General features: G+C 35.2%; 10 protein-coding genes. 9 read left to right on the top strand and 1 reads right to left on the bottom strand.

Going from position 1 to position 12,923, the window contains the following annotated elements; translation table 11 throughout:
- Positions 1-42 precede the first annotated feature (42 nt).
- The 7 genes from MKX78_RS13915 (at position 43) to MKX78_RS13885 (ending at position 6,750) form a co-directional block, all read left to right on the top strand.
- On the top strand, positions 43-381 hold the full coding sequence (locus MKX78_RS13915; protein ID WP_095372996.1) for a MerR family transcriptional regulator: 339 nt from the start codon (positions 43-45) through the stop codon (positions 379-381).
- A gap of 312 nt (positions 382-693) precedes the next feature.
- Positions 694-1,452 carry a threonine/serine exporter family protein gene (locus tag MKX78_RS13910; protein WP_328197866.1) on the top strand — a complete coding sequence of 253 codons (759 nt, stop codon included), beginning with the start codon at positions 694-696 and terminating at the stop codon, positions 1,450-1,452.
- Between the two features lie 28 nt (positions 1,453-1,480).
- Positions 1,481-1,930, top strand: coding sequence for a threonine/serine exporter family protein (locus MKX78_RS13905; RefSeq protein ID WP_095373663.1), 450 nt, complete (start codon positions 1,481-1,483; stop codon positions 1,928-1,930).
- 61 nt (positions 1,931-1,991) lie between these two features.
- Positions 1,992-3,602 carry a glycoside hydrolase family 3 protein gene (locus tag MKX78_RS13900; RefSeq protein WP_180316960.1) on the top strand — a complete coding sequence of 537 codons (1,611 nt, stop codon included), beginning with the start codon at positions 1,992-1,994 and terminating at the stop codon, positions 3,600-3,602.
- 73 nt (positions 3,603-3,675) lie between these two features.
- Complete coding sequence (locus MKX78_RS13895; RefSeq protein WP_341051394.1) at positions 3,676-5,388, top strand: ABC transporter ATP-binding protein; 1,713 nt, start codon at positions 3,676-3,678, stop codon at positions 5,386-5,388.
- Positions 5,389-5,532: 144 nt separating this feature from the next.
- A complete protein-coding gene (locus MKX78_RS13890; RefSeq protein WP_307313428.1) occupies positions 5,533-6,399 on the top strand; it encodes a carbon-nitrogen hydrolase family protein in 867 nt (288 codons plus the stop codon).
- A gap of 150 nt (positions 6,400-6,549) precedes the next feature.
- On the top strand, positions 6,550-6,750 hold the full coding sequence (locus MKX78_RS13885) for a hypothetical protein (protein ID WP_307313430.1): 201 nt from the start codon (positions 6,550-6,552) through the stop codon (positions 6,748-6,750).
- Between the two features lie 180 nt (positions 6,751-6,930).
- Here the strand turns inward: MKX78_RS13885 and MKX78_RS13880 are convergent, their stop codons facing one another.
- Positions 6,931-7,407: a hypothetical protein gene (locus MKX78_RS13880; RefSeq protein WP_307313432.1), complete on the bottom strand. Its 477-nt coding sequence runs from the start codon at positions 7,405-7,407 to the stop codon at positions 6,931-6,933.
- A 159-nt stretch (positions 7,408-7,566) separates the two neighbouring features.
- On the opposite strand from MKX78_RS13880, the gene MKX78_RS13875 reads away from it, so the two are divergent.
- On the top strand, positions 7,567-10,662 hold the full coding sequence (locus MKX78_RS13875) for a DEAD/DEAH box helicase (protein WP_095373003.1): 3,096 nt from the start codon (positions 7,567-7,569) through the stop codon (positions 10,660-10,662).
- A gap of 603 nt (positions 10,663-11,265) precedes the next feature.
- Entirely contained in the window at positions 11,266-12,528 is a 1,263-nt protein-coding gene (locus MKX78_RS13870) for a C40 family peptidase (protein WP_095373004.1), read from the top strand.
- Positions 12,529-12,923 lie beyond the last annotated feature (395 nt).

The following is a 12,923-nucleotide window of genomic DNA, read 5'->3' as shown; positions in this document are numbered from 1 at the left end:
TGTATAATAGAAATAAAACCTTAAAAATAGGGTGGTCTGCAGATGGAAAATGAATGGTCATATAAGGAAAGAAAAGTCATTTCAATTGGCGCTGTTAGTGAACTTACTGGATTAAGCGAAAGACAAATTAGATACTATGAAGAACGGAAATTGATATTTCCTTCAAGGTCTGATCGTGGTAATCGCAAATATTCTTTTTCGGATGTAGAAAGGTTAATAGATATTGCAAATAAACGAGAAGAAGGTGTGAGAACAGATGAAATTCGCATGGAATATAAAAAAGAAAAGGTGAAAGAAGATCGCGAAACAAGAAAGAAAATGATACAAGGACAGCTCAATGCGAGATTTATGGGGCAAAATAATGGAAAGAGATTTAATTGATATTTGAAAAGAATAGATGGTGACAGGGTTCTTTTAAACAGGATGACGAAAGTAGTCTCCGTTTTTAAAGCCCTTTTTTTATATCGTAAGTTACAGAATAGGATGTTAATGGTATTCTGTTATATATGATGACATAAATACATATTCTATGAGAAATGAAGGCTGTCCCTCTATATTGCTTTTAGAAGGGATTATTAAAATAATTCTGTATTTCTGCTCAATACTTCCTTATTTTAACGAATTCGTATACGATGGATAAGCGTAATTGTGGACCTTCAGAATAAGGTTTTGACGACATGGAGGGATATTTCTTTGAGTAAAAATAATGAACATGTGTTTGAAGTAATTGAGCTTTGTTTATTAGCGGGTAAAATTATGCTGCAATCCGGAGCAGAGACATATCGAGTGGAAGACACAATGACGAGAATAGCGGAAGCATTAGGTATTCCTAATTCACATAGTTATGTTACTCCTACAGGAATTGTTTTTTCGACTGATGACACCAACCCAGCGAAATTAATCAGAATCTCAGAACGTTCTACAGATCTATATAAGGTGACATTAGTAAATGGTGTATCGAGAAAAGTAAGTAATGGCGAACTGACAAGACAAGAAGCATTTGAAAAGTTAATGGAAATTGAAAAGGCAAATTATACATTTCCAATTTATCAACAGGTACTTGCAGCGTCTATTGCTAGTGCTTGTTTTATGATTATGTTTTTAGGCCAGTGGCATGATTTTTTTCCTGCCTTTATTACTGGTGGTGTTGGTTTCCTTTCTTTTATTTTTTTGCAGAGAGTAGTGCAAATTCGCTTCTTTTCTGAATTTCTTGCTTCTCTAATTATTGGTGTGATCTCGATGCTTTTTGTCAAAATCGGAATAGGCGAACAACTGGATAAAATCATTATTGGCTCGGTCATGCCACTCGTACCTGGATTACTGATTACTAATGCTGTGAGAGATTTGATGGCGGGGCATCTTGTTTCAGGGTTATCCAAGGGCGCAGAAGCGTTTTTAACGGCATTTGCTATAGGTGCTGGGGTGGCCGTTGTCTTTGCAACAATGAGTTAAATGAAAGTGAGGTGCGAAATACATGACAATGGTTATTACACATTTGTTTACAAGTTTTATTGCGGCAGCATCGTTCGGTGTCATTTTTAATGCGCCAAGAAAATCATTATTGCGTTGTGGGTTTGTTGGTATGATTGGCTGGATCATCTATATAATTCTTGTGAACAATCATTATGATGCGATCCCCGCTTCGTTAATTTCTGCAGTGTTCATTTCAGCAATTAGTCATATTTTCGCAAAAATCTATCGCACGCCAATAATTATCTTTAGTGTTGCTGGTATAATTCCATTGGTTCCAGGTGGTATTTCCTATGATGCAATGAGACATTTTGTGTTAAATGATTATAATATGGCCATCCAATTGGCAGCGAAGGCATTTATGATATCAGGTGCGATTGCGGTGGGACTTGTCATTGCAGAAGTGTTTTTTCAATTGTTTATGAAAGCAAAACATAAAATAACGTCCAGAAACACATAATAGATAGGAGGTGCGCATAGCACCTCTTTTCTATTAATTAATGAAAAGATGTGAATGCAGGATGAGACGTGTCATAATTTGTATTTGTTTTATGTTTCTATTGCAAAATGCATTGGGGGTTCAAGCTTTAACTATAGAAAAAGCGAACGTACCACAGCAACTCCATGAAATGAGTTTAGAGGAAAAAATAGGGCAAATGTTGATGATAGATTTTAATCAAACAGTCGGGAGCGGACAAATAGGTGTAAATGATTCAATTATTCGGGTAATAGACCAAATCCAACCTGGTGGGATCATTTTTTTTAAGGAAAATATTCAATCGATGGAACAAACAAAGCGATTTACAATGGAATTACAGCATCGCAATCGTGGAATTCCTTTCTTAATAGGTGTAGATCAAGAAGGTGGGGAAATTGTGAATAGACTCCCTTTCTTAACAGAAATGCCAGGAAATATGGCATTAGGAGCTAGTAGTGATCTTGGACTTACCAAGCGTGTCGCCTCAGTATTAGGACAGGAGTTGGATTCACTAGGGTTTAATATGAACTTCGCACCTGTGGTTGATATGAATAGTAATCCTTTAAATCCGATCGTAGGTGTCCGCTCTTTTGGGGAAAATCCATACTTAGTTGCAAAAATGAGTGCAGCTTTTATGGAGGGGCTCCATGAAGCAGGAATATTTGCTGTAGCAAAGCATTTCCCGGGTCATGGTGATGTAACGGTTGATTCTCATAAAGGGTTACCCACTGTGTCTAAATCTATCGAGCAATTAAAGAAAAATGAGCTCATACCTTATCGATTTTTAATAGATAATGGTATTCAATCCATTATGACTGCTCATATTGCTTTTCCAGCTATTGAGAAGTCAATATATCCAGCATCACTATCTCACGCTATAACAACGAATCTTCTGCGGCAAAGTCTTGGGTTTAATGGAGTAGTTATAACAGATGCCCTAAATATGCAAGCGGTAGCGAGCACTTTTACAGCAGCTGATGCCGCTATTTCAGCTGTTAATGCTGGTGCAGATATATTATTAATGCCAACGGAAGCATTAACTGTTAAGCGGGCACTAATAAATGCCGTCAAAACAGAGGTTATTAGTGAGGAAAGAATTGATTTATCTGTGCTAAGGATTCTAAAATTGAAAGCACAGTTATTTAAAGAGCATAACACGATTGATGTCATACGATCTAAAGAACATCTTAAGGTAGAAAAAGAAGCGGCTGAAAAAGGGATTACAATTATAAAACGCGATGAAACGCTCCCGATTCAAAAAAATGAGAGGGTAGCATTCATAGATGATGGCAGTAATCATCAATCGAACAAACTGTTAACAGAAATGTTAGTTAATGCGGGAATCACCGTTACAACAGAAGAAGAGGCAGAACGACTCATTTATATTTTACATCATAAAAAAGACGCGTTATTGAATAACAACCTACAAAAAGAAAAGAAGCCAATAATAGTGATTTCGACTACAACTCCTTATCACTATGAACAATGGGAATTTGTACAAGGATTTATTTCTACATTTAGTCAATCGAGAGCTAGTATACAGGCAGTAAGTGATTATCTTATAGGGGAATTGTTAGCAACAGGATGTTTACCAGTTTCAATATACGATTCAACAGGAAAAGTGATTGTAATGAGCGAACAGGAATGTAAATAAAGGAAAAAGGTATTGTAACTTTTATCTTCGAAGCATATAATCCAAGATATATTTTGAAAGTTAGGAGAATAGCATGTTTAGAAGATTTTTCACTTATTATTTACCTCATAAAAGACTATTTATTATTGATTTTAGTTGTGCAATTATCGTTGCTCTACTAGAATTAGCTTTTCCATTAGCTGTTAGTTGGTTTGTAGATGAATTACTACCAACCAACAATTGGTCGATGATTGTTGCGGTTAGTGCGGGTTTGTTTGCTCTTTATTTTACGAGTACTGGGCTACAGTTTGTTGTTAACTACTGGGGACATAAACTTGGTATTAATATTGAAACAGATATGAGACAGCAACTATTTACACATGTGCAGAAGCAATCTTTTCGTTTCTTTGATAATACGAAAACCGGTCATATTATGAGCCGGACAACCAACGACTTAATGGATATTGGTGAGTTAGCCCACCATGGACCAGAAGACCTTTTTATTGCAGCGATGACTTTTGTCGGCGCTTTTTGGATCATGTTAACAATTAATGTGAAGCTTGCGCTAGTAGCAATATTTATTGTACCGTTCCTTGTATGGCTCATTGCATATTGTAATATTTCTATGAATAAAGCTTGGAGAAGAATGTATACAGAAATTGCCGAAGTGAATGGTAGGGTTGAAGATAGTGTTTCTGGTGCCCGTGTTGTTCAGTCTTTTACGAATGAAGCTTTTGAAATTGAAAGATTTACAAAGGATAATAGAAGGTTTCGTTCGGCTAAACTTCGTGGCTATAAAGTCATGGGGATCACATTATCTGGCGTCTATTTCCTCACGAGAGTGTTAATTCTGTCTGTTTTAGTTTTTGGTGCTTGGTTAGCTTTCAATAATCAGTTAGCACCAGGAGAGTTGGTCGCTTTTGTATTGTATGCTAATCTTTTATTAAAGCCGATTGATAAAATTAGTGCGTTAATGGAGCTCTATCCAAAAGGAATGGCAGGGTTCAAGCGTTTCACCGAAATGATTGATCAAGAACCAGATATAAATGATAAGCCTAATGCAATAGAAGTTGATTCGTTACAAGGGAATATTACCTTTAACGATGTCACATTCGGGTACAATGATACTCAAAAAGTTTTACAAGAGTTGAATTTTTATATTCAATCTGGACAAACGGTTGCCTTTGTTGGTCCTTCAGGCGCTGGGAAGTCTACGATTTGTTCATTAATACCTAGATTTTATGATGTTGATAAAGGAGCCATCACGATTGATGGTATCAACATTCAAGATATGACGAAAAACTCTTTAAGAAATCAAATTGGTATCGTTCAACAAGATGTCTTTTTGTTTACAGGCACTATTAAAGAGAATATTGCTTATGGCAAGTTGGATGCAACGGAAGAGGAAATCATATTAGCAGCAAGTAAAGCCCACCTAACGCAATGGATTGATACGTTACCTGATGGTTTCGAGACACAAGTTGGCGAGAGAGGGTTGAAACTTTCTGGGGGACAAAAGCAACGTTTAGCCATTGCGAGAATGTTTTTGAAAAATCCACCGATTTTAATCTTAGATGAAGCCACTTCAGCACTTGATACCGAAACTGAAAAACTCATCCAGTCGGCCTTAACTGAGTTATCTAAAGACAGAACGACACTTGTTATAGCCCATAGATTTGCCACGATTAAAAATGCCGATAAAATTATGGTTGTAACTGAAGATGGTATAACCGAAGAAGGAACTGAAGAAGAGTTACTCGCTCTTGAAGGGATATTTGCGAACCTACATCATGTGCAGTACCAATAAATAAAGGTTGTCAAAGTGAAAAATATTTATCATAATAAAAGTTATGAGAAAATTAAAGAAAGACTTGACTTGTTTACCCGGTAGAAAGAATGCGGCTTTTCTTTCTCTGGGTTTTATTATGCCCAAAAGATAAGGAGGATGACAATGAAGATGAGAGTTTCTAGTGTGCAGTATCATTTGCATACGATTCGTTCGTTTGAGGATTTTGCTCGACAATGCAAACACTATATTCTTACTGCAAAAGAGTTTGATTCTGAGTTTGTATTGTTTCCAGAATTTTTTACTACTCAATTACTATCAATTGGTAGTGAAACGGGTGAGAGTTTATCCATTGCAGAATTACCAGGTTTTACGAAACAATATCAATCGCTGTTTACTCAATTAGCTGCTGAAACAAATATGCATATTATTGCAGGGACTCACGTAATCAGGCGAAATAATCGTCTTTATAATATGGCCCATCTTTTTTACCCGGATGGAAGGATAGAAGAACAAGCAAAGCTTCATTTGACACCCACTGAAATATATGAATGGGGCATAACAAAGGGTGAGGACTTAAGAGTTTTCGATACAGAAAAAGGTAGGATTGCGATTCTTACATGTTATGACATAGAATTTCCTGAGATTGTCCGTATGGCAGTAGCGAAAGGGGCAGATGTTATTTTTTGCCCATCGTGTACAGATGACCGCCATGGTTTTCATCGCGTCAGATATACTTCTCACGCAAGAGCAATCGAAAATCAAATCTATGTAGTAGGTGCAGGGACGGTGGGATCACTTCCCACAGTTGATTTTATGCGTGCAAATTTTGGACAAGCAGCTATCATGACACCAAACGATATACCCTTTCCTCCGCAAGGTGTTTTAGCAGAGGGGGAATTAAATAATGATATGATTATTACAGCAGACATCGATCTTCATTTATTGGATGAAGTAAGAAAAAAAGGATCTGTTACAACTTGGCGTGACCGGAGAACGGATTTATATTATGATTGGGAAAAGGCAAGATAGGATTATTGAACATGTCATTGGTTTTCCACTAAGAACTGTGAGTATGTGTCCATATTTAGGGAGAACCTTGAGATAAACAAACGAGTTAAAACTCAGTAACAGATAAAAATAGGATTGGATTAAATTATGGTTTCGATAGGCGGTGTTGTGGTGAAAAAATATCCTGGCTTTCTTCTTATATTTATAGGTATTGTTTTACTCTATTTTTCCTTTAAACTAGATGTTTCGCCAATCGTAGCGATTCTATTATTGCTTTCAAGTTTAATCGCTAATATCGTAGGTACGGTTGTATTAATAAAGCTAATTATTACAATTCAAAGGAAAGCAGCCGAATTGAATAAAGAAGAATGATTAGAAGGGTTCGCTCTATGTTCGAACTACCTTACGAGTGTGGTGCTGAGAAATCAATTAAGGGCAAACACTTAATGAATATATATGAGTGCCAAAGGATAGAAAAAGTCAGTCCCGTATATGAGTGTTAACGGGACTGACTTTTTCTTTTTATCTATCGTCTTTATAAGTTTATCTCTACTATTCAATCTCCATCTTTTTTTCTGTACCATCAGCAAATATACGGTATTCTTCAATTTTCTGCTCATCGTTTACATAATAGAGTGCTGCACTTCTAATATTTTTGTTATCATCAAAATCAAAGTATATAATGGCCTCTAATTGTTTATTTTTTAACGCATCCATATCGACGAGCTGATAATCAGCATCTAATGAATAATGTTCATCATGTTTAAAATCATAGCGAAAAGAGGGTAAGCCGTACATATCATCATTCATTTTTTGATCAGGCTGACCAAACTGATCGATTACGTCTTGTTCTGTCAGGTCGCTATGTAGTTTTTCTTTTAATGTCGAAACGATATTTGCTTGTTCTTGAGTAGTCACATTTTCAACTGTAGTATCCTTTGCTGCCACCGGTTCCCCATTTGGTACCGCAGTTAAGTTCAGAAATAGGACGAATGTTAGGACGGATAAGGAAAGTATAAACTTAAACATTTAATCTCCTCCGTTTATATTTTCTGTTGCTACTATTCATATTTCCTTTTATACACTTTCAAAACATCAATTCAACAATTAATAGAAAGTTTTTGCTATACAATCTTTATGTATAGGTTTGTTATAATAGAAGAACATTTGAAAAAAGGAGCATGATTTGTGGAATTGAACCTCACTGACAAGATGATTATTGAAAGATGTGGAGCTGTTTCTTATAAGCGCGGTAAAGCTTTTTTCTCTGCAGGGAAAGTCAACTTTATAATAGAAGAAGAAAACAAAATCTATGCAGTTGTTAAAAGCGGAGAACACTTCAATGTAGAAGTAGAACGGATAGATGGTGAGATACAATCAAAGTGTAGTTGCCCTCAACTCTCTTCTTATCGTAAAGAATGTCAGCATCTAGCAGCTGTTTATATTGCCTGTCAAAAAAAGAACAGAGTGAGAGCGGACTCAGATGCGAATCAACTATTCTCCTTATTTGCAAAAGAGATTCCGGAAGTAAATGAACAAGCCCATTTTGAGTATAGAAAAAAATTAGATATACATATACAATGCTGTACGGTGACATGGAAAAATGAAGCAAGGCTAGCGATATCATTTATCTATCAAGGTCTACCTATTTCGTCCCCTCTCGATTGGTTCCGTTCCTTTATGGAAGGAAGGGTTTACAAAGAAAGTAATGGATTTCTATTGGATGCTACTAAACATTATTTAGCCGAGCCAATCGTCAATATTATGCAACTATTAGAGAATGCAGAAAGAAAGCACGAATGGTTATTCATTCCTTCATTAACTTGGGAAAAAGTAATGGAGAACATCATTCAGTTAGAAAATAGTCACTTTAAAGAAGAGAACAAACAGTTACAAACGATGAGATTAACAGATCAACCTTTACCCATCATTTTTGAACTCTCTTATAACGAAGAAGAAAATATGGCTATTTTATCTTACAATCATAATGATTCTTTTCAGCTTTTACCATATTATCAAGCTGTATATAAAGAGGGATGCTTTTATCATTGGCCTAAACATGACTTTAGACGTTTAACTGAATTGTTAAAGATGATGCAGGAAGATAAAAAATTGATGATTGCTGATGAACAAATCTCATTTTTCTTAAATAAAGTAGTGCCTGGGTTAAAGAGGCTTGCGACCATAACCATAGCTGATACGATTAAAAAGCAATATATGCAAGCCCCCTTAGTGGCAAAGCTTTATTTAGATCGCTTAAATCATAAATTATTAGCTAGTCTGGAGTTTCATTACGGCAAATTAAGTTTTAATCCATTAGATGACGAAAAAGCTAAAAAGGTTCTATTTAGAAATAAAGAAGACGAGGAGCAAATCCTCTCTTTAATGGAACAGGCCTCTTTTACAAAAACGGATGAAGGTTATTATATTCAAAATGAAGAATTGGAATATCATTTTTTAATGCATATTTTACCTGATTTACAAGAGCATGTACGTATATACACGACTACAGCCATAAAGATGAGGATTGATAAAGGTAAAACGCGTCCAGTTATTAGAGTGAAAATGAAAAAAGATCGAATGAATTGGCTGCAATTTAAATTTGATATTGAAGGAATTCCTGAGCAAGAAATTAAAGAAATCCTAACTGCAATTGAACATAAAAGAAAATACTATCGCCTCAAGAACGGGGCATTATTATCATTAGAAACAGAAGATTATCAACAAATTAAGGCTTTTTTGAACGAAGTACCTCTGCAAGCTGAAAATTGGAGTGAAACGACACTTGTACGTGGCTTACAGCTTATTGCAAAAACGAAGGAAGAAACGATTGCCTTTGAAGCATCTATAAGAAATTTTCTTCAAGATTTTAAAAATCTTAACGAAGATGACTACCCTCTACCAGGGAATTTTTCGTCCATATTAAGGCCTTATCAAATAGAAGGTTATCAGTGGATGAGAAAGCTGGCAGAAAACCAATTTGGTGGAATTTTAGCAGACGATATGGGGCTTGGGAAAACGGTACAAGCGATTACTTTCATCTATTCTTATATAGATGAAATAAGACATAAACAGTCACCTGCTCTTATTGTATGCCCCTCATCCGTACTTTACAATTGGTTACAAGAATGGATGAAGTTTGTACCGGATATGAAAGTTGTGATTTTAGATGGCAAACAGAGCGAAAGACAATTAATACGTAAAGATATTCATGTAGCAGACGTAGTTATTACATCATATACGTTAATAAGGAAAGACATTCATTGGTTGAAAAATGAACGTTTCCACACGATTATCTTTGATGAAGCACAAAGTTTTAAAAACCCATTAACAGAAACACATAAATCTGTAAAACAATTATCATCACAATATAAGTTTGCACTAACAGGTACACCGATAGAAAATGCAATCGAGGACTTATGGTCTGTCTTTCATATTATCTTCCCAGATTTATTTCTCGGCTTACAACAATTTAGTGAACTAAATAACGCTGCGATTGCCCGAATAATTCAACCTTTTGTTTTACGAAGAATGAAAACAGAGGTATTGGAAGAGCTTCCAGTTAAGGAAGAAAAAATCGAAAGAATAGATTTATATAAAGAACAACAAAAAATTTACTTAGCGTATCTAGCCAAATTGAAAGAAGATACATTAAAGCATTTAGATAAACGGACGTTAAGGAAAAATCGTATTAGAATTTTAGCAGGACTAACGAGGTTAAGACAGTTATGTTGTCACCCGGCATTATTTGTAGAAGGCTATCAGGGACGCTCAGCTAAACTAGATCATTTATTGACTTTATTACAAGAAGCAAAACAGGCGAATCGCCGTGTGCTCATTTTCTCTCAATTTACGAGCATGCTTGAAATTATCAGTAGTGAACTCTCCTTTCAAGGGAAAGAATTCTTTTATTTAGATGGTCATACAACCGCAAAGGAAAGAGTAGAAATGTGTGAACGGTTCAATAGCGGGGAAAAGAATCTTTTTCTGTTATCATTAAAAGCTGGTGGTACTGGTTTGAATTTAACAGGTGCAGACACTGTTATTTTATATGACACATGGTGGAATCCAGCAGTTGAAAGCCAGGCAGCGGACCGTGCCTACCGCATCGGTCAAAAAAAAGATGTCGTTGTCGTGAAATTAATTGCTAAAGGTACGATTGAGGAAAGAATGGAAGAAATGCAGTATCGCAAAAAAGATTTAATTCATACAATTCTTGACCGGGAAACAGAAGACTTTCTTACGGAAGAGGATCTATTACATCTTTTAGATATAAGAGACTAATGGGTCTCTTTTTTTTGTTTCTGGTCTCTTGCTTAGGTGTTATAAAGGCAAGTAATATTCCTAGTTCATCCACTTAATGTTGTTCATCATACAAATATTTCACTTTTGTATATAAAGAAGAAAGTCTACCAATTTTAAATTGGAATTCTATAGTTTTCGCTAGCTAGCTCACTCAATAATATAACTCAATACCTTTACGTATTTATTTAACCTGTGTCTATTCTAAAGGAGTTAATCATTGAAATGTTGAAGTGAATATGTTTTCATGGAGACTGAATTAAATAATTGAAATAACTAGATTTTTACAGATGAAGCATCCGTCTTTATTAGGCCAAAGAGATTAGGAGAAAGGTGCAAAAAAATACAAGTTTTTAGGAAAAAGTTTCAGTTTGTAATAAAAAAATGATGAAATATGTCGGATTAGTAATATATTTGTAACATTGCTATTACCTGAATGTCAAAAAGGGATGATATAATGCATTTTGTACTAGATAATATACCGACATATAAAAGTGAACTATAGTAAAAAAAACATAGAAAAATAGACAATATAGATAAAACATACATAAAAAGGAAAAATGTTAAAAAGGCAGGGGAAAATGAGTGAAGAAAAAGATTATCGCATTAAACACAACAATTATGTTAGGCCTTGGAGCCTTCGCACTTCCAGCAGTGAACGCAGAATCTCTGGATGACATTAAAAAAGAACGCTCTGATGTCAAATCTGATCTTTCTAAAGCAGAAAAAGAACTTGCAGCAGTATTAACAGAATTAAATGGTTTAGAAGAGAAAATCGCAAAAGTAGACCAAGCAGTAGCCGATAACGAGAAAATTGTTAAAGAAACAGAAAAAGAAATTGAAGAAGCTAAAGCAAAAATAAAAAAACTTGAAGAAGAAATTAAAGTCATTCAAGAAAGAATTGACAAAAGAAGTGAAATCTTAAAAGAGCGTGCAGTGGCTATCCAAAATAGTGGTGGTTCTAACGTTAACTATATTGAAGTCCTTCTAGGTTCTACTAGCTTCAGTGATTTTGTTGATCGTGTTGGTGCGATTTCTAAAATTGTCGATGCAGACGAAGAATTATTAATTCAACATGATAAAGACAAAAAAGAAGTAGAAGAAAAGAAAGCAACAGTAGATAAAGAGTTAACTACACTAAATGAAAAAATGACTGATCTTGAAGGTATGCGCGAGCAACTAAAAGAACAGGAAGCACAAAATGATAAGCTAAAAGCTGAATTAAAAGAAAAAGAAGAAGTTGCAGCTGAAAAAAAATCTAAGTTACAAGCTAAAGATGTTGATCTAGCAGCAATGCAAGCTGAAATTGAGAGTAGCATGGCGAGACAAGCTCCTGTAGAAGCAAGTGTTACAAATAATGAATCAACTTCAACTTCAACAAATACTACAAACTCTAATAGTAGTTCTAAATCTAAGTCTTCAGCAAAAGCATCTTCTGCACCAGCATCTACAACTGTTGGTAGCGGTATGCAAGCAGTTATTTCAGCAGGTAATAAATACATCGGAAATTCAGTTTATGTATTTGGCGGTGGTCGCTCAGCATCTGATATCGCTGCAGGTCGTTTTGATTGTTCTGGGTTCGTACATTGGGCATTTGCTCAAGGTGGCTATAGTGTAGGTGCTAGTACGGATGCATTGAAAAATCAAGGTACACCAGTTCCAGCAAGCCAAATGCAACCTGGGGATATGGTATTCTTTAATACGTATAAAACAGATGGTCATGTTGGTATTTATATCGGTGGCGGTAAATTCATCGGTTCACAAAGCAGCACAGGTGTAGCCATTGCTGATATGTCAAGTGGTTATTGGGCAAAAGCATTTAACGGCCGCGTTAACCGCATCAACTAATCTATCATTTGAATTTTTGAAAGAGCGTCTTGTTACGAATGTAATAGGGCGCTTATTTATTTTATACCCAATTCTGTTCTCGTCTTAAACATGGATCTTGAAACCTAATCATAATCGGTAAAGGAGAACAAGCTAGTACTAAGTTGTATTATCCCATCAAATAATAGATCAGCACTTAAATGATTGTGGTGTTTTTCAAACTTCCTGTTTTATTCTCCTCAGCTATCGTATTCTCTATGTAAATAGGTTCCAAGTAAAATTGTAAATCTGACTTATCTTCTATAAGTAGTTATAAAATTATCAGTTAATTCTAAAAATAGTTGCAATTATTCTTATTAGGTGTTTTAATAAAATTAACTTATCTGATATGTGATATATAACAGGATGTGATGATT

The sequence above is a fragment of the Cytobacillus sp. FSL R5-0569 genome, assembly GCF_038007265.1.
In the GTDB taxonomy this organism is placed as follows: domain Bacteria; phylum Bacillota; class Bacilli; order Bacillales; family Cytobacillaceae; genus Cytobacillus; species Cytobacillus kochii.
This window is presented reverse-complemented; position numbering and strand designations above follow the sequence as displayed.